The organism is Azospirillum canadense (assembly GCF_025961225.1).
GTDB classification, from domain to species: domain Bacteria; phylum Pseudomonadota; class Alphaproteobacteria; order Azospirillales; family Azospirillaceae; genus Azospirillum; species Azospirillum canadense.
Map to the genome: position 1 here is coordinate 739,631 of NZ_JAOQNG010000001.1, position 16,703 is coordinate 756,333.

Consider the following 16,703-nt stretch of genomic DNA (forward strand, 5'->3'; position numbering starts at 1 on the left):
AGGACCAATGAGGAACGACCCGCCGGGTTTCCGGCCACAGGATGCGGCCACGCTCCGTTCCAACGCGCTGTTCGGGCGCCTGTCCGACCGGGCGCTCGGCCTGCTGGTGAGCACCGCGCAGGTGCGCGCGGTGCCGCGCGGCACGACCCTGTTCGTCCAGGACGAGGAGGCCGACCGCTTCTTCGTGCTGCTGGACGGCTGGGTGAAGCTCTACCGGCTGACCCGCGACGGGGCGGAGGCGGTGGTGAACATCATCGCCCCCGGTGAGACCTTCGCCGAGGCCGCCATGTTCGCCAGCGGCAAGTTCCCGGTCTGTGCGGAGGCGGTGACCGAGTCCCGCATCCTGACCCTGACGGCCGAGGGCTTCACCCGCTGCCTGCGCGAGGACGAACAGATCGCCTTCGCCATGCTGGGGTCTCTGTCCATCCGGCTGCGCCATCTGGTGCAGCAGATCGAGCAGTTGCAGGTGCAGCCGACTCCGCAGCGCGTCGCCAGTTTCCTGCTGCGCTTTTGCCCGGAGGGCTCGGGGCCGGCGACCTTCGCTCTGCCCTTCGACAAGGCGCTGGTCGCCCGCCGCCTCGGCATGCAGCCGGAAACCTTCTCCCGCGCGCTGGCCAAGCTGCGCGGCGTGGGGGTGGAGACGCAGGGCGGCACCGTCTCCGTCGCCGACCTCGACGATCTGCGCCGCTTCTGCCAAGTGGAGGACGGCGGCGCGATTGAGCGCGACTGATTGTCCAAGCGGTGAAATTGCGGACGGGGCGGGGGAGTGGTATAAAGGAGAAGGCTGGTGGGTGTTGCCTCACCCACCAGCCTTCTCCTGGCCTCAGATCTGCGTCAGGCGGATTTCAAGCCGCCAGCGCCGATACCGGAGAATCAGGAGGAAAGGCATTTTGTTCATGCCCAATCCTCCTTCGGAAAATACCTCCTTCGAAAACGGCGGGTGACCAATTCCGCCCGCCGTTTCCATTTTAGCGCATTCCCATGCATGATCTGCACGCGACGCGGGTGCGGCCAATCGTCCGCGGTGGCGCCTTCGCCGACCGCCAAGCGCTGCCTTGACGGTGCGCGGGCGGGCGTGCCAGCATGCGGGTCATGAGCACGTTGGGTGAACAAACCTTCGGGCCCTGACATTCAAGGAAAGCCGGGCAGAGATGGGCGAGACGGAAACTCCCGACCCCGTGAAGGAGCTTGCGGAGTTCGCCGAAGACCGGCGATTCGCCACGGTGATGGCCGACCCGCCCTGGCGGTTCGTCAACCGCACCGGCAAGATGGCGCCGGAGCACCGCCGCCTGTCGCGCTACGGCACCATGACGGTGGAGGAGATCTGCGCCCTGCCGGTCGCCGCCATCGTGGCGCCGACCGCGCACCTCTACCTGTGGGTTCCCAACGCCCTGCTGCCCGAGGGCTTGCAGGTGATGAACGCCTGGGGGTTCGAGTACAAGACCAACATCGTCTGGCACAAGCTGCGCAAGGACGGCGGCTCCGACGGGCGCGGGGTGGGCTTCTACTTCCGCAACGTGACGGAGCTGATCCTGTTCGGCGTGCGCGGCAAGAACGCCCGCACCCTGCCACCCGGCCGGACACAGGTGAACTATCTCGGCACCCGCAAGCGCGAGCATTCGCGCAAGCCGGACGAGCAGTACGAGCTGATCGAGTCTTGCAGCCCCGGCCCCTATCTGGAGCTGTTCGCCCGCGGCGCCCGGCCGAACTGGGCGGTCTGGGGCAACCAGGCGGACGACAGCTACGAGCCGACCTGGAAGACCTACGCCTACAACTCCGCCGTCGACCGGGACGCGGCCGCGGAATAAGGGGCGGTCAAGCCTCTTCGGTTTCCAGCGGCACGCCCTCGCCGACCTCGAACTTCGCCTGCCGGATGACGGGGTGGTCCTGCTTCCAGGCGTCGAAGTCGGAGACGAGGGCCGGGCGCATGCCCAGCACCAGGATCGGGCAGCCGCCGCCGCGGCCGGCGTTCAGGCGGTAGAGCAGCTTCGGCATCCAGGTGGTGCTGGCGCCGTACTTGTTGTGGAAATCCTTCATGTCGACGCGCCGGGCGATGTCCTGGAACAGGGGCACCAGATCGGCGCTGCGCGTCAGCAGCACGCCGGCGCTGACCACCCCGCATTCGTAGAAGGTGCGGGCGGCGTAGAGGTCGCGGTCGAAGGTCTGGTCCTTGCTGTTCCACTCCATGTCGAAGGACACGCGGCCCTTCACGAAGTCGATCTTGTGCCCGTCGATGAAGCGCTCGACCTTGAACAGCTCCTCGTGCTGGCGGGCGACCGGTTCCCGCCGGCGCGGGGTGTGGCCCGGCCGCGGATCCCGCGTGGTGATGATGCGGCGGATGAACAGGTCGCCCTGGATGCGCGTCTCGTGCCAGCCCAACGGGTTCAGCAGGTCCTCCATGTTCTTCGCGATGCGCGACTTGTTGCCGCCGGACGTGACGATCTCCTCCGTCCGGATGCGGAAGGCCATCAGCGTCCCGATCATCTCGTCGAACTCGCTCCGGCAGGCGTGGGCCAGGATGCGGGCGGCGTTGCGGAAGCTGTGGACCTCGTAGAGCGCGTGGAAGTCCGGCGGGAACAGGTCGCCCACATCCGGATCACGGGCCGAGATGATCGGGGCAGCGTCGTGCAGGCAGGCGAACAGGTCGGTCATGGAGCGATGGCCATGAAAAGCGGAGACGGTTGAACAACGGCGGACGATTTCGCCAGCATGGTCTTGGCCGTTCGCCCGGTCCACTGATTCCGCCGGCCCGCGACATTGGGTCAACCCGGACCCGAAAGGTTGTGATGGGGCGGTGGTGCGCTGTTCATCGAGCCGTGGTCCATGGTATCTTCCCGCGCCCGGACATGCGCGTCGCGAAATTTCGCCTGTGTCCGGCGGCCTGTGTTTGGGGCCCTGTGTTCAAGCTGCTGGCGTGCTGGGTTCGGAGGCATCTGGATGAGCGACGATTTTCTTTTCGCCGACGACGAGCCGGTCTCCGACATCGAGGCCGCTGCGGCAAAGGAAGACGCGCAGGAGCCGGCCGAGCCCTGGGTCATCCTGATCGTCGACGACGACCCGGCCATCCACGCCACCACCAAGATGGTGCTGCGCGGCTTCACCTTCGAAGGCCGGCCGGCGCAATTCCTGTCCGCGGGCACGGCGCTGGAAGCCCGCACCCTGCTGGAGCAGAACCCGGCGATCGCCGTCGTCCTGCTCGACGTGGTCATGGAATCGGATGATGCCGGCCTGCGGCTGGTCCGCTTCATCCGCAGCGAACTGAACAATCGCCGGGTGCGCATCATCCTGCGCACCGGCCAGCCGGGGCAGGCGCCCGAACGCGATGTCATCCTCAACTACGACATCAACGACTACAAGTCGAAGACCGAACTGACGGCGCAGAAGCTGTTCACCTCCGTCGTCGCGGCCCTGCGCGGCTACCAGGACATCACGGCGATCGAGGCGCACCGGCAGGGGCTGGAGCGCATCCTGGACGCCTCCTCCGCGCTGCTCGACAAGCGCAAGATGGCGGAGTTCGTCGGCGGCACCGTGGCCAAGCTGGCCGAGCTTTGGCCGTCCTGCGAGGGGGTTGCCCTGTGCAGCCGTTCCGCGGAGGGCGGGGTCAGCGCCACGCGCGAACCGCTGCTGCTGGGCGGCAGTGGTCCTTTTGCCGGCGGTCCTTTTGCCGGCGCCCCCCTTGCCGGCGGTCCGCTCCACGGGGAGGTCCGTCCTGTCCGCGCGGCGCTTCCCGCGGAGGTGGCCGGCGCGGTGGCGGAGGCGTTGGCCGACGGGCACAGCCGTTTCGAGCGCACGCACAGCCTTCTGGTCTTCCGCTCCGCCTCGCGGCACCACGACACGGTCTTCTACCTCGCCCACCGCCGCGCCCTGACAGAGGATGAGCGGCGGCTGCTGGAGGTCTTCTGCTCCAAGGTCGCGGTCGGCTTCGACAACGTGCATCTGTACGAAGAGCTGACCGAGCTGAACCGCAGCCTGGAAAGCCAAGTGGTGGAGCGCACGCGCGAACTGGTTGAGGCGACCGAGGCTGCGGAGGCCGCGCGCGCCGAGGCGGAGGCCGCCAACCAGGCCAAGTCCCTGTTCCTGGCGACCATGAGCCACGAGATCCGCACGCCCATGAACGGCGTCCAGGGCATGCTGGAGCTGCTGGAGTTCACGCCCCTGACCGCGGAGCAGCGGGAGCTGGTCGCGGTGGTCCGCGATTCGGCGGGCGCGCTGCTGACCATCATCAACGATATCCTCGACTTCTCGAAGATCGAGGCCGGGCGGCTGGACCTGGAGCGCGTGCCGGTGTCGCTGGCCGCCGTGGTGGAGGGCGTGGCCGACACGCTGGCCCCCGGCGCCCGCAAGAAGACCCTGTCGCTGATCACTTACGTCGACCCGGACCTGCCGGCCCTGGTGATGGGCGATCCGGTGCGCATCCGCCAAGTCCTGTTCAACATCGCGGGCAACGCGGTGAAGTTCACGCCCGCGGGCTCCGTCAAGATCCGGGCGGAGTTGGCGCGGTTCGAGGAGGGCAAGGCGACCATCCGCATTACGGTGACGGACACGGGTATCGGCATCTCGAAGGACGCACAGGCCCGCCTGTTCCGCCCCTTCACCCAGGCGGAGGCCTCCATCACCCGGCGCTTCGGCGGGACCGGGCTGGGGCTGTCGATCTGCCGGCGCTTGGCCGAGCTGATGGGCGGGGAGATCGGCGTGGCGAGCGAGCCGGGGCAGGGCGCGTCCTTCTGGTTCACCTTCACCACAGGCCTCGCCCCGGACTCGGAAGCGGCGGAGCCGGCGGCCGCGGCGCCGCCGCTCGGCGGGGTGTCCGTCCTGCTGCTGGCCCCGGACGCGGAGGAGCGGCGCTTCCTCGCGCGCTACCTCAACACCGACGGCGCGCTGCTGGTGGACGCGCCGGACGCGGAGGCCGGGCTGGCGGCGCTGCACTCCGGAACCGCCTGCGACGTGGTGGTCGCGGCGTCGGAGGTGGACTTGAGGCCGCTGTCCAACAGCAGTTCGGGCGCCGCTCCGCGCGGCCGCGTGCTGCTGACCCGGACGATGGAGGCGGCCGCCCCCGGCGGGGCGGTGCCGCTGCCGCGCCCGGTGCGCCGCGCCCATCTGATCCGCGCCGTGCTGGCCGCCGCCGGCCGCGCGGCCGCTGACGAGGTGGCCGTCGAGCCGCCGAAGGCCAAGCCCGCCGCGCCGGCCTCGGCCCTGCCGGTGGAGGAGGCCCTGGCCGCCGGGCGCCTGATCCTGGTGGCGGAAGACCATCCGACCAACCGGCAGGTCATCCAGCGCCAGCTGACCCTGCTTGGCCACACGGCGGAACTGGCGGAGGACGGCGCCCAGGCCCTGGAGCGCTGGCGCCGCCGCCCCTACGCGCTGCTGCTGACCGACTGCCAGATGCCGGAGATGGACGGGTTCGAGCTGACCCAAGCGATCCGCGCGGAGGAGGCCGCGATCGGCCGGGCCCGCCTGCCGATCGTCGCCATCACGGCCAACGCCATGGAGGGCGAGGTGCAGAAATGCCTGGCGACCGGTATGGACGCCAGCATCTCCAAGCCGCTGGAAATCGGGCAGCTCCGCCGGATCCTCGACCGCTACCTGCCGCACCCGGGGGGCGATGACGCGCCCCTCGCGGCCATGCCGGAGGTTTCAAGCATCGAACAGCTGCCGCCCGAAAGCGCGCCCATCGACCTGGGGGCGCTGTCCACCCTGTTCGACGGGGACACTGAGTTCGTCGGGCAGCTGCTGGAGGAGTTCGTCACCTCCAACACCGTCACGCGGGACCGCCTGGTCACGGCCTTCGGCGCGCGGGATTGGGAGGACGTGCGCCAGGCCGCGCACAAGCTGGCCGGTTCCTCCCGCACGGTTGGCGCCCGCGACCTGGCCGCGGTCGGCGACGCCATTGAGCTGGCCTGCGTCGACAGGCGCCTGGACGGGTTGGACGTCCTGGTCGCGCAGGCGGGCGACGAACTCGCCCGCGTCGCCGGCTTCATCCGGGGCGCGCGGTAGGCCAGCCCCCTTACGCTGTCCCCCTACGCCGCCAGTGCGCGCAGGCCGCGTTGCTTCACGAAGGCGGTGAGGTGGCGGTCGATGTCGGCCTGTCCGGCGTCCGTCAGGTCGAACCGCACGTGGCAGGTCGTGTGCTCCACCCCGACGACGCGCGCCGGGATCGGCGTCGGAACGCCGTCCAGGCGGAGCGTGGCGCGGGTGCCGGCGCCGGCGTCGGACCACCCTTCCAGCGCGGCGCCGCCGGTGGACAGGTTCAGCAAGCGGCAGGAGCGCGTTCCGGACGTCGTTTCGACCTCCACCGGCAGGTTTGCCTCGAAGCGGGTGTCGCGGCGGCGGTCGACCTCGGCCATGGAGGTGCGCACGACGCGGACGAGAATGCCGCGCAGCTCGTCGATGCTGCTGGACACCTGGTCGGCGATGACCCGCACGTCGGCGGCGCGGTCGCCGGTGGAGGAGGCCTCGCGGGAGACCTCGGCGATGCGGCGCGACACCTCCCGCGCGGCGTCGGCGGTGTCGTTCACGTTCCGCGCGATCTCCTGCGTCGCCGAGGCCTGCTCCTCGACCGCCGCGGCGATGGTGGAGGCGACGTGGTCCACGTCGGTGATGCTGCCGGTGATCTGGGCGACGGCGTCCACCGCGTTGCCGGTCACCGCCTGGATCTCGGCGATCTGCCGGGCGATGTCCTCGGTCGCCTTGGCCGTCTGGTTGGCCAAGCTCTTGACCTCCTGCGCCACGACCGCGAAGCCCTTGCCCGCCTCGCCGGCCCGCGCGGCCTCGATCGTCGCGTTCAGGGCCAGCAGGTTGGTCTGGCTGGCGATGTTCTGGATCAGAAGGGCGACGTCGCCGATGCGGGCCACCGCGTCCGACAGGGACTGGATCGTCGCCCGCGCGCCCTCGCCGCTGTCCACGGCCCGGCGCGTGATGCTGCTGGCCTGACCGACCTGGGTGCCGATCTCGCGGATGGAGGCGGCCAGTTCCTCGGTCGCGGCGGCGACGGTCTGGGCGTTGCGCAGGGCCTGTTCGGAGGCGGCGGCCACCGACTGGCTGTTCACGCCGACGGCCCCGGCGGATCCAGCCATGGCCTCGGCGTTGTCCTCCATGCGGCGCGTGCGCTCCGCGACGCGGTCCACGGCGTTGCGGGTTTCCCGCTCCACGGTCTCGGCCATGCTTTCCAGGGCGGCGCGCTTGGCGGCCTCGGCCTGTTCGCGTTCGCGCTCCTGGTCGGCGCGCATCCGCTGGTTCTCCAGCCCGTTGGCCTTGAACACCTCGACCGCGCGGGCCATCTGGCCGACCTCGTCCTCCTTCTCGGCGCCGGGAACGGCGACCGCGTAGTCGCCGCCGGACATGCGCCGCATGACCCCGGTCAGCGCGCCGATGGGCCGCACCACCCGCCGGAGCACCACGATCGCGCCGAGGACGACCATGACCGCGCCCACGGCCAGCAGGATCCAAGAGGTCAGCCGCGCCGCCTCGAAGGCGGCTTCCGAATCCACGTAGCGCTCGCCGGCGACCCGCACCTGAAGGTCGATCAGCGCGCTGATGCGGTCGGTCACGGGGTCGATGATCTGGTACAGCTCCTTCTTCACGAAGCCGTCGAGCGCCGTGGCGTCCTTGGCCGCCAGAATGCGGGACAGCCGCTCCACGGCCTCGTCGGCCTTGGCCATCAGGGGTTTCGTCTCGTTGACCAGCGCCTGTTCCTCGCCGTCGATGTAGGTGGCGAGGTAAGCCTTCCAGCGGTCCCGGATGTCGCCCGTGGCCTTCTGCACCGACGACAGGCTCTCGTCCCAGCTGAAGTTGCCGTTCCGCGCCTTGTGCGAGGCGTCGACGATGAAGACGGCGTAGGCATCGGAGATGATCTTCAGGTCACGCAGGGGCACGACGCGGTCATCGTAGACCGTGCGCAATCCCTCGTTCGAGTTGCTGAGCGCGCGCAGCCCCAGAAGATCGCTCACGGCCAGGAGGCCGCCGAGCAGGGTCAGGACGCACAGCAGAATGGCATTGATGGTGAGCCGCATCGTTTCGCCCCTGTATTGGACGGCGTTCATCCGCCACTGCTGAAGGCCGCCGCCGTTTCCGGCCGCCGCTTCTTGGGTGTTGCGATGCAAGCCTTGACACGGGATTGTAAAGAAAACGCGAATAAAACCTAAACAAATGTATACGCATATTGTCGCATGAAACAGTCTGTCGCCGTGATGAGGCAACGATGCGTCGCGGCGACAGACATTTCGTGTCAATGGACCTTTATTTCGTTTCCGCGATCCTTGCGGTAAATGTGGACGTGGTAGGCGGCCATGGGATTGTCGCGGACGTAATCGACCAATCGGCGTTCCATGTCCGGCGTGGCGTTGCGGATCAGCATCTGCCACGCGGGCTCCATGGTGGCGCGCCGCGTCTCGTTGTGCGGCAGCATGATGAAGCCTGCCCATTCCGGGCGAAAATCGGCCAAGTAGCTCTCCGCATAGTGCCGCATCATGGCCGCGTCGTTGACGTTCACCGATTTCATGTTTTCAAAGCAGACACGAAGCTGCATGGCCCGTCTCCCTCCGTTTCGGTGCTCCGGCGTCGTCCCTGCCAAGGATATGACCACGGCGACCGGAGGCGGCCAGTCTCCAATGGTGCCAATCCCCAATGGTGAATGGGCCGAAACGAAGAAACCCCTTCCCTGGTGTCAGGGAAGGGGTCCGAAGTCTTGGCGGATAGGAGAGGGACACCACCGTCGGCCGAACTGCCGAAGGTCGACAGGTCCAGGCCGGACGGTCGTCCTCAACCGAACTTATAACTGATGCCGTATCCGCCGCGCGGGTAGTCCCACTGAATATTTTCCTTGTCCTGGCAGATCACCCGGCAGGTTCCGCATTCCAGGCAGCCGTCGGTGACCAGCGTCACCGTGCCCGCCTCGTTCTTGCTGTAGCAGGCGGCCGGGCAGCAGACCGTGCAGGCCTGGGACGTGCAGGTCTTGCACTCCGCCTCGCTGCGGATGCGGATGTGCGGGCGGCTTTCGTCGACGATGTAGCGGTTCTGGTACAGCTTCTCTTCGATCTTGACCACGATGCTCATCGCACGGCCCTCACCAGCTTGATTGCGTCGCCGACCAGCCCCAGGACGGAGCGCTTCTTGACGAAGGACTTCATGATCTCCTTCTCCTTCGTCCGCTTGTCCACGCTGTCCACGGTGAACCAGTTGTGCGCGGCGGCGGTCAGCGTGTCGGGGTAGGCACCGAAGAACTGCTTGTTCTCGTGCATGATCCCCGGCAGGTTCAGGTATTTCTTCAGGTCCTTCATGACGAAGCTGTCGTCGAGCCTCGCCTTATAGGCGGCGAGGTTCGCGGCGCTGAAGGGCTTGCCCGCCTTCTTCAGCTCGGCCACCGTCTCCGCGGCCATGCGGCCCGACGCCATGGCGAGGTTGGAGCCCTCGCGGTGGGCGGCGTTGTTGAAGTGGGCGGCGTCGCCGACCACCATCCAGCCGTCCCCAAAGAGCTGCGGCACCGCCTTGTAGCCGCCCTCCGGGATCATGTGGGCGGCGTATTCCTTCATCTCCGCTCCCTCGATCAGGGGCTTGATGACCGGATGGTTCTTCAGGTCCTCCAGCATCTTGTAGGGCGGGACGCTGCCCTGCTTGAAGTCGGAGATCAGGCAGCCGATGCCGATCGTCAGCGATTCCTTGTTGGTGTAGAGGAACGCGGTGCCGACCATGCCCTTGGTCACCTTGCCCATGATCTCGATGACCACGCCCTCGTCGCCCTTCAGGCCGAAGCGCTGCTGGATCAGCTCGGGATCGATGAACAGGATCTCCTTTACGGCCAGAGCCACATTCTCCGGCGCCAACTCCTTCTGGTAGCCGGAGCGCTTAGCAAGCAGGGCGTTCACGCCGTCGGCCATGATGACCACGTCGGCGTGGATCTCCCCGCCCTCGCGGTCGGTGCGCACGCCGATCACCTTGCCGGCGGCGTCGTGGATCAGCTCCGTCACCGTGGTTTCGCAGATCTGCAGGCCGCCGGCCTCGCGGATTTTCTCCGAGAACCACTTGTCGATGTTGGCGCGGATGATGGTGTAGCGGTTCGGCGTCTCGGTGTTGAAGGCGTCCGACCGGTAGTTGGTGCCGATGTAGTTGTCGTCGCCCAACAGCCAGATGCGCTGTTCGATGATGTGGCGCTCGGTCGGGCAGTCGTCCCGGAAGTCGGGGATGATCTTCTCCAGCTCCGCGGCGTACATGATGCCGCCCTGGACGTTCTTGGCGCCGGGATACTCCCCCCGCTCCAGCTGGAGGACGCTGAGGCCCTGCTTGGCCAGCGTGTAGGCCGCCGCGTTGCCGGACGGGCCGGCACCGATGACGATGGCGTCGAACTTTTCGACCATGTCCTTGTGGCTCCTGTTCGTCCGGAAGTTAGCCGGCCAGCCGGTTGACCGACAGGCGCTTGCCGAAGGCGTCGGTCAGGGCCGGCAGGATGGTCAGCGCGTCGCCGACCAGACCCAGATGGGCGAAGTCGAAGATCGGCGCGTTGGGGTCGGTGTTGATGGCCAGGATCAGGTCGGCCTTTTCCATGCCGACCCGGTGCTGGATGGCGCCGGACACGCCGGCGGCGATGTACAGCTTCGGGCGCACCGTCTTGCCGGTCTGCCCGACCTGCCGGTCGAAGGTGGTCCAGCCCGCCTGCACCAGCGGCCGCGTCACCCCGATCTCGCCGCCGAGCACCTTCGCGAGGTCGAAGACCAGCTTCAGGTTCTCCGGCTTGCCCAGCCCCTTGCCGCCGGCGACGATGACGTCGGCGTAGGCCAGCTGCGCCTCCGTCTGCTCGCGGTCGGCGATGAAGCTCAGCACCTTGGTGATCACGTCGTCCTCGCGCAGCGACGGGAAGACCTCCACGATCCGGCCGCTGCGGCTGTCGTCGCGGTCGGGCATGGACATGACGCGCGGGCGCACGGTGGCCATCTGCGGCCGGTAGGCCAGCGTCTGGATGGTGCAGAGCAGGGTGCCGCCGAAGGTCGGCCGGGTGGCCGCCAGCGAGCGATTGTCCATGTAGATGTCAAGCTCGGTGCAGTCGGCGGTCAGGCCGGTCGCCAGCGTGGTGGCGATGGCGCCCGCGAGGTCGCGGCCCAGGGTGGTGGCGCCCAGCAGCACGATCTCCGGCTTGTAGGCGTTGACCACGTCGGTCATCACCCGGCAGTAGGGATCGGTGCGATACTCGCCGAGCACCGGGTCGGCGACCTTATAGACGACGTCGGCGCCATAGGTGAAGGCCTCGGCGCAGATCGCGTTCAGCGCCGGGCTGTCGGCGCCCAGCACCACCGCGCCCACCTCCACGCCCAGCTTGTCGGCCAGCTTGCGGGCCTCGCCCACCAGCTCCCACGACACGGAATGGACGGAGCCGCGCTCCTGCTCCACGATCACCCAGATGCCCTTGTATTCCTTCAGGTGCTCGGGCAGTTGGAACTTGCGTCCCTGCGGCTTGCTTGGTTCGCTCATCGGCGGTTGCTCCGGCGAAAAGGGTCTGTCAGGGACGGCGCGTCACAGCCCGGCGGCGGCGCGGCCGACCAGGTCTTCGGCGAGTTTCGGCTGGGCGCCGAAGATGGCCTCCACGGCGGCGGCGGCCAGCGCGTCGGGGCTGGCGCCCTCGGCTTCCACCATCTTGGCGCGTTCGGCGCGCGGCTTCGGCACGAAGACCTTCGACACCACGGTGGGGGAGCCCTTCAGCCCGACCTTCGTCTCGTCGGCGCCGGTGGTGTCCTTGCTCCAGGTCTTCAGGCCGTAGCGGGCGGCGCGGAACATGTCGTCCATCTTGCCGAAGCGGATGGTGTTCGTGCCTTCCAGCATGGTGATCATGCAGGGCAGCTTGGTCTTCATCACCTGCACGCCGCCTTCGGAGCGGCGGTGCACGACGATCTCCTTCGCGGCCTCGTCGATCGCCTCGATCTTGGCGATGTAGGTCAGCTGCTGGAAGCCCAGCCGCGTGGCGATGCCGGGGCCGACCTGCGCGGTGTCGCCGTCCACCGTCTGCTTGCCGCAGAAGACGAGGTCCACCGGCTCCTCCTCCGACAGCTTCTTGATGGCGGAGGTCAGGGCGTAGGAGGTCGCCAGCGTGTCGGAGCCGGCGAACTTGCGGTCGGTCAGCAGCACCGCGTCGTCGGCGCCGAGCGACAGCGCCTTGCGCAGCGAGGTTTCGGCCATCGGCGGCCCCATGGTCAGGACGGTGACGCGCGCGCCCACCCGGTCCTTGATCCGCAGCGCCTCCTCCAGCGAGAAGAGGTCGAAGGGGTTGATGATGGCCGGGACGCCCTGACGCATGATCGTGTTGGTCACGGGGTGGATGCGGATCTGGGCGCTGTCGGGCACCTGCTTGATACAGACAACGATGTGCATCCCGGTCTCCTTGCTGTCGGCCCCGTCTGGCGGCCCATTCTGTCGGCCCATTTTGCCGGCCGGCCGTCCAGCAGGGCGGCGCTGGTCCTACCAGCAAGCGGCGTGCCAGCTTTGCGCAAGTGCGGTAAGTGATTGATTTGATGATAGAAACACGCCTGCGTCGCATTGTCACAAAGACGACAAACAGTCGCGATGTCGCCTTCGCTACAGAAAGCGGCTGGCCGCGTCCGGAGGCGCCGTGTAGGCTCCCCGACCACGATGTCCGCCGCTTTTCTCCTCTCTGATGCCGTCCGTCTTCACCAGTCCGGCCAGCTCGCCGCGGCGGCGGAGGCCTACGTCCGCGTCCTGGCGCAGGCGCCGCTGCACCCCGACGCGCTGCACCTGCTGGGCGTGGTGCGGGCGCAGGGCGGCCAGGCGGAGGAGGCGGTGGCGCTGATCGCGCAGGCCGCGGCGCTCAACCCCATCTCGGCGCTCTACCGCGGCAATCTGGTCAAGGCCGCGCGGGGGGATGCCGCGGCGGTGGGGCAAGGGTTGCTCCGGGCCGGGGACGCGCTGTTCGACGCGGGGGCGCCGGAGTTGGCGGCGCGCTGCTACCGGGCGGCCGTCGCGGTGCTGCCGGACGACGCGTTGGCCTGGGGCAACCTCGCCGCGGCGCTGCGCGACGCCAGCCGGCCGGCGGAGGCGCTGGCCCCGATGAGCCGCGCGGCGGCGCTCGGTCCCGGCGACGACCGGATCGCGGCCCGGCTCGGCGGGCTGCACTTGGCGTTGCGCGACGGACCGTCGGCCGAAGCCCTGTTCCGCGCGTTGCTGGAGCGCGACCCCGGGCACGCTTCGGCGCGCGTCGCGCTGGCGGATGCGGTGAAGACTGGCGGGCGCTTTGCCAAGGCGACGGGGCTTTACCGCAAGGCGCTGGCCGTTGATCCGGCGGATGCGGACGGCTGGTTCAACCTGGGAGTCACGCTGGGCGACCTTGGCCGGCACGAGGATACCGTGGCCCCATACCGGCGGGCGGTGCGGCTCTCCCCAGGCCGCGTGGACGCGCGCTTCAACCTCGCCCACGCGCTGCTGATCACCGGGCGGTACGAGGAGGGGTGGCCGGCCTTCGAGGCGCGTTTCGAACGCGACGTGCACATTCCCGACCGGGGGCGGCCGTGGTGGCGCGGGGAGCCGTTGCAGGGGCGCACCATCCTCCTGTACGGGGAGCAAGGGCACGGCGACGCGCTGCAGTTCATCCGCTACGCCCCCATGGTGGCGCGGGCCGGCGGACGGGTGGTGGTGGAATGCCTGCCGGCCCTGGCGCGCCTGTTCGCGCGGGTGGAGGGCGTGGCGGAGGTCCACCCGCTGGGTGGTGCGCCGGACTTCGACCTGATCGCACCGCTGATGAGCCTGCCGGCGCTGTTCGGCACGACGCTGGACACTGTGCCGGCGGCGGTTCCGTATCTGGACGGCGCCGCCGCGGGGGAGGTCCGCTTCGCCGGCCTGTGGCCCCCCGGTGACGGAACGCTGGCCGTCGGGCTGGTCTGGGCGGGCGATCCGCACGTCACCGACCCGCGCTGGAGCCACGCCGACACGCGCCGCAGCATCCAGCTCGCCGGCTTCGCGCCACTGCTGGATCTGCCTGGTCTGCTCCTGGTCAGCCTTCAGAAAGGGGCGGCCGCCGCGCAGGCGGCAGAACCGCCCTTCGCCGGCCGCATCCTGGACGTGATGGCCGATGTTGCGGATTTCGCCGACACGGCGGCGCTGGTGCGCCGGCTGGATCTCGTGATCAGCGTGGACACGTCCGTCGCGCACCTCGCCGGGGCGCTGGGCGTGCCGGTGTGGGTGCTGTCCCGCTTCGACGGCTGCTGGCGCTGGCTGACCGATCGGGAGGACAGCCCCTGGTACCCGACCGCCCGCGTCTTCCGGCAGGAGCGCATCGGCGACTGGCAACCGGTGCTCGACCGCGTCGCCACGGAGCTGCGGGCGCTGGCTGCAGCCCGGCTTACGAAGACGGGTTGAGCAGCGCGTCGAGCGGCACGAAGCGGTCGGCCATTTTGCGCGCCTCCTCCTGGTGGACCTTGAAAGTCTTTTCGGCGATGGCGTTGGACACCACGAAGTCCTGGTAGGCGCGCTCCAGGTGGGCGTGGTAGCGGGCGGTCATGCCCTCGTCGTCCAGCGACTCCAGGCCGGTGTCGGCGGCCAGATAATCGTGGAAGCGCTGCAGGATGTGCAGGCGGTTCACGTTGACCACGCGCTGCTCGTAGCGGACGTTGAAGAAGCGCAGGAAGTCCTCCGCGGTCTCCAGATCGTCCAGATCGTCCTTGAAGCTCATGGCGGGTTCCCTCTGGTTCAGATCACGTAGTGGTCGGCGCGGGGCGTGGCGTCCGGACCGGCCGGCATGGGCGCGCCGCAGCTTTCCTGGTCGCACAGGTTGCCGCAGGAATGGCAGGCGATTCCCTCCAGGGTGGCCTCGGACAGCGGGGTGAGGCGCGCGGCCTCCTCCGTCGTGTGCGCCTCCAGCCGGGCCTCGATGCGGTTGATGTGGTCGATCAGGCAGGCGATGGCCTTGCCGACGGGGTCCGGCATCAGGTGGTGGTCGAGGTCGATGCCGTGCGCGGCGAGGTGGCGCTGCGTCTCCGCCCGCACCACGCGCCCCGGAATGCCGACGACCGTCATGCCGTCCGGCACGTCCTTGGTGACCACCGAGTTGGCGCCGACGCGGCAGCCGGCCCCCACGGTGATCGGCCCCAGGATCTTGGCGCCGGAGCCGACCAGCACGCCATCGCCCAGCGTCGGGTGGCGCTTGCCCTTGGTCCAAGAGGTGCCGCCCAGTGTCACCCCGTGATAGAGCGTGACGTCGTCGCCGACCTCCGCCGTCTCGCCGATCACCACGCCGGCGCCGTGGTCGATGAAGAAGCGGTGGCCGATGGTGGCGCCGGGATGGATGTCGATGTTGGTCAGCGCGCGCGCCAAGTAGGACAGGAACCGCGCCGGCCAGCGGAAGCCGCGGCGCCACGCGGCGTTGGCGACCCGGTGCATGGCCAGCGCGTGGATGCCCGGATAGCAGGTCAGCACGTCCAGCACGTTGCGCGCGGCCGGGTCGCGGTCGAAGACGCAGGCCACGTCCTCGCGCAGCAGATGCCAAAGACCTGTGTCGGTCGCGGTGGGCAGGTCCGCATGCGCGTCGATGGCGGCCATCGGGTCCTCCATAAGATCCAGCACCAGCTCTAGCGCCGGGTGGCGGCGTCGCGGTGGAAGGCGAGCAGTTCGTCCGGTGTCGGCGCCCGCTTGGCGCGGGTGGCGAGCGCGCGGACCCGCGGCAGCACCGCCTGCGCCAGCAGATCGTCGCAGGCGAGGCCAAGCTGCCCGTAAGCCATCTTCATCGCCGCGGTGCCGGAATGCTTGCCCAGCACGATGCGGTGCTCGCGGCCGACCTCGGCGGGGTCGAAATTCTGGTAGGTGGCGCGGTCGCGCAGCAGCCCGTCCACATGGATGCCGGCCTCGTGCGTGAAGACCGCGTCGCCGACGATGGACTTGTTGACCGCCACCGGCCGGTTCGACGCACGCTCCACAAGGTCGGAGATGGGACCCAGCATCCGCGTGCCGACGCCGGTGTCGATGCCGTAGAGCACCTTCAGCGACATCACCACCTCCTCCAGCGGGGCGTTGCCGGCGCGCTCGCCCAGCCCGTTGACGGTGGTGTTGACGTGCGTCGCCCCACCCAGCACGGCGGCCAGCGAGTTGGCGTTGGCGAGGCCCAGGTCGTCGTGGGCGTGAATCTCGATCTCCAGGTCGGTGGCCCGGCGCAGCCGTTCGATGCAGGCGCGCGTCTGGAAGGGGTCGAGCACGCCCAGCGTGTCGGCGAAGCGGAAGCGGCGGGCGCCGGCCTGTTGCGCCACGGTCGCCGCGGCGACCACGAAGTCCATGTCGGCGCGCGAGGAGTCCTCGCCGCCCAGGCTGACCTCGAAGCCATGGTCGCGGGCCTGTTTGACCTTGCGCTCGATCTCGGCGAGCGCCCAGGCGCGGCTGCGCTTCAGCTTCTTGGTGATGTGGATGTCGGAGACGGGCATCGACAGGTTGACGAAGCCCACGTTGCAGTCCAGCGCCGCCTTCAGGTCGGTGTCGTGCATGCGGCACCAGACCATCAGCCGCGCCTTCAGGCCGAGGGAGGCGACGGCGCGGATGCCCTCGCGCTCCTCCTCGCCCATGGCCGGGATGCCGATCTCCAGTTCCGGCACGCCGGCCTGATCGAGCGCGCGGGCGATGGCGATCTTCTCGTCGAGCGTGAAGGCCACGCCCGCCGTCTGTTCGCCGTCGCGCAACGTCGTATCGTTGATGATGGCGGAACCGCCCATCGGCATGGTGCTGGATCC

Annotated in this window: 15 protein-coding genes; 4 read left to right on the plus strand and 11 right to left on the minus strand. The window is 69.0% G+C overall.

Annotation, left to right across the window (positions count from 1 at the left end; all coding sequences use genetic code 11):
* Positions 1–7 precede the first annotated feature (7 nt).
* Positions 8–730 (plus strand): Crp/Fnr family transcriptional regulator, encoded by a 723-nt coding sequence (locus M2351_RS03510; protein ID WP_264654761.1) that lies wholly within the window; start codon positions 8–10, stop codon positions 728–730.
* A gap of 93 nt (positions 731–823) precedes the next feature.
* Here M2351_RS03510 and M2351_RS03515 read toward each other — a convergent pair whose 3' ends face one another.
* Positions 824–967 carry a hypothetical protein gene (locus M2351_RS03515; protein WP_264654762.1) on the minus strand — a complete coding sequence of 48 codons (144 nt, stop codon included), beginning with the start codon at positions 965–967 and terminating at the stop codon, positions 824–826.
* A gap of 184 nt (positions 968–1,151) precedes the next feature.
* Between M2351_RS03515 and M2351_RS03520 the strand changes: the two genes are divergently transcribed.
* On the plus strand, positions 1,152–1,808 hold the full coding sequence (locus tag M2351_RS03520) for an MT-A70 family methyltransferase (RefSeq protein ID WP_264654763.1): 657 nt from the start codon (positions 1,152–1,154) through the stop codon (positions 1,806–1,808).
* A 7-nt stretch (positions 1,809–1,815) separates the two neighbouring features.
* Here the strand turns inward: M2351_RS03520 and M2351_RS03525 are convergent, their stop codons facing one another.
* Complete coding sequence (locus M2351_RS03525) at positions 1,816–2,652, minus strand: BglII/BstYI family type II restriction endonuclease (RefSeq protein ID WP_264654764.1); 837 nt, start codon at positions 2,650–2,652, stop codon at positions 1,816–1,818.
* 285 nt (positions 2,653–2,937) lie between these two features.
* On the opposite strand from M2351_RS03525, the gene M2351_RS03530 reads away from it, so the two are divergent.
* A complete protein-coding gene (locus M2351_RS03530; protein ID WP_264654765.1) occupies positions 2,938–5,994 on the plus strand; it encodes a response regulator in 3,057 nt (1,018 codons plus the stop codon).
* Between the two features lie 23 nt (positions 5,995–6,017).
* Here the strand turns inward: M2351_RS03530 and M2351_RS03535 are convergent, their stop codons facing one another.
* The 6 genes from M2351_RS03535 to M2351_RS03560 form a co-directional block, all read right to left on the minus strand.
* Positions 6,018–8,009, minus strand: a complete 1,992-nt coding sequence (locus M2351_RS03535) for a methyl-accepting chemotaxis protein (RefSeq protein ID WP_264654766.1) — start codon at positions 8,007–8,009, stop codon at positions 6,018–6,020.
* 215 nt (positions 8,010–8,224) lie between these two features.
* Positions 8,225–8,524: a hypothetical protein gene (locus tag M2351_RS03540; protein WP_264654767.1), complete on the minus strand. Its 300-nt coding sequence runs from the start codon at positions 8,522–8,524 to the stop codon at positions 8,225–8,227.
* Positions 8,525–8,757: 233 nt separating this feature from the next.
* Complete coding sequence (locus M2351_RS03545) at positions 8,758–9,051, minus strand: ferredoxin family protein (protein ID WP_264654768.1); 294 nt, start codon at positions 9,049–9,051, stop codon at positions 8,758–8,760.
* A complete protein-coding gene (locus M2351_RS03550) occupies positions 9,048–10,349 on the minus strand; it encodes an FAD-dependent oxidoreductase (protein WP_264654769.1) in 1,302 nt (433 codons plus the stop codon). The genes M2351_RS03545 and M2351_RS03550 overlap by 4 nt, the downstream gene beginning before the upstream one ends.
* 28 nt (positions 10,350–10,377) lie before the next feature.
* The gene (locus tag M2351_RS03555; protein ID WP_264654770.1) at positions 10,378–11,457 is read right to left on the minus strand and encodes an electron transfer flavoprotein subunit alpha/FixB family protein; all 1,080 of its coding nucleotides are present in this window, start codon (positions 11,455–11,457) and stop codon (positions 10,378–10,380) included.
* A 42-nt stretch (positions 11,458–11,499) separates the two neighbouring features.
* A complete protein-coding gene (locus tag M2351_RS03560) occupies positions 11,500–12,351 on the minus strand; it encodes an electron transfer flavoprotein subunit beta/FixA family protein (protein ID WP_264654771.1) in 852 nt (283 codons plus the stop codon).
* Between the two features lie 258 nt (positions 12,352–12,609).
* Here M2351_RS03560 and M2351_RS03565 point away from each other — a divergent pair, with 258 nt between their 5' ends.
* Positions 12,610–14,349 (plus strand): tetratricopeptide repeat-containing glycosyltransferase family protein, encoded by a 1,740-nt coding sequence (locus M2351_RS03565; RefSeq protein ID WP_264654772.1) that lies wholly within the window; start codon positions 12,610–12,612, stop codon positions 14,347–14,349.
* Here M2351_RS03565 and nifW read toward each other — a convergent pair.
* From nifW to nifV, 3 genes are read right to left on the minus strand one after another with little or no spacing between them, the layout of a single operon-like run.
* The gene (nifW, locus tag M2351_RS03570; protein WP_209768131.1) at positions 14,333–14,662 is read right to left on the minus strand and encodes a nitrogenase-stabilizing/protective protein NifW; all 330 of its coding nucleotides are present in this window, start codon (positions 14,660–14,662) and stop codon (positions 14,333–14,335) included. The genes M2351_RS03565 and nifW overlap by 17 nt on opposite strands.
* A gap of 17 nt (positions 14,663–14,679) precedes the next feature.
* Positions 14,680–15,528, minus strand: a complete 849-nt coding sequence (gene cysE, locus M2351_RS03575; protein ID WP_264654773.1) for a serine O-acetyltransferase — start codon at positions 15,526–15,528, stop codon at positions 14,680–14,682.
* A gap of 29 nt (positions 15,529–15,557) precedes the next feature.
* Positions 15,558–16,691: a homocitrate synthase gene (gene nifV / locus M2351_RS03580; protein WP_264654774.1), complete on the minus strand. Its 1,134-nt coding sequence runs from the start codon at positions 16,689–16,691 to the stop codon at positions 15,558–15,560.
* Between the last annotated feature and the right edge of the window lie 12 nt (positions 16,692–16,703).

What these genes read in the sequence shown, in the direction of transcription:
- M2351_RS03510 (WP_264654761.1), top strand. Translation starts at nt 8, where the DNA reads ATGAGGAACGACCCGCCGGGTTTCCGGCCACAGGATGCGGCCACGCTC.
- M2351_RS03515 (WP_264654762.1), bottom strand. Translation starts at nt 967, where the DNA reads ATGGAAACGGCGGGCGGAATTGGTCACCCGCCGTTTTCGAAGGAGGTA.
- M2351_RS03520 (WP_264654763.1), top strand. Translation starts at nt 1,152, where the DNA reads ATGGGCGAGACGGAAACTCCCGACCCCGTGAAGGAGCTTGCGGAGTTC.
- M2351_RS03525 (WP_264654764.1), bottom strand. Translation starts at nt 2,652, where the DNA reads ATGACCGACCTGTTCGCCTGCCTGCACGACGCTGCCCCGATCATCTCG.
- M2351_RS03530 (WP_264654765.1), top strand. Translation starts at nt 2,938, where the DNA reads ATGAGCGACGATTTTCTTTTCGCCGACGACGAGCCGGTCTCCGACATC.
- M2351_RS03535 (WP_264654766.1), bottom strand. Translation starts at nt 8,009, where the DNA reads ATGCGGCTCACCATCAATGCCATTCTGCTGTGCGTCCTGACCCTGCTC.
- M2351_RS03540 (WP_264654767.1), bottom strand. Translation starts at nt 8,524, where the DNA reads ATGCAGCTTCGTGTCTGCTTTGAAAACATGAAATCGGTGAACGTCAAC.
- M2351_RS03545 (WP_264654768.1), bottom strand. Translation starts at nt 9,051, where the DNA reads ATGAGCATCGTGGTCAAGATCGAAGAGAAGCTGTACCAGAACCGCTAC.
- M2351_RS03550 (WP_264654769.1), bottom strand. Translation starts at nt 10,349, where the DNA reads ATGGTCGAAAAGTTCGACGCCATCGTCATCGGTGCCGGCCCGTCCGGC.
- M2351_RS03555 (WP_264654770.1), bottom strand. Translation starts at nt 11,457, where the DNA reads ATGAGCGAACCAAGCAAGCCGCAGGGACGCAAGTTCCAACTGCCCGAG.
- M2351_RS03560 (WP_264654771.1), bottom strand. Translation starts at nt 12,351, where the DNA reads ATGCACATCGTTGTCTGTATCAAGCAGGTGCCCGACAGCGCCCAGATC.
- M2351_RS03565 (WP_264654772.1), top strand. Translation starts at nt 12,610, where the DNA reads ATGTCCGCCGCTTTTCTCCTCTCTGATGCCGTCCGTCTTCACCAGTCC.
- nifW (WP_209768131.1), bottom strand. Translation starts at nt 14,662, where the DNA reads ATGAGCTTCAAGGACGATCTGGACGATCTGGAGACCGCGGAGGACTTC.
- cysE (WP_264654773.1), bottom strand. Translation starts at nt 15,528, where the DNA reads ATGGCCGCCATCGACGCGCATGCGGACCTGCCCACCGCGACCGACACA.
- nifV (WP_264654774.1), bottom strand. Translation starts at nt 16,691, where the DNA reads ATGCCGATGGGCGGTTCCGCCATCATCAACGATACGACGTTGCGCGAC.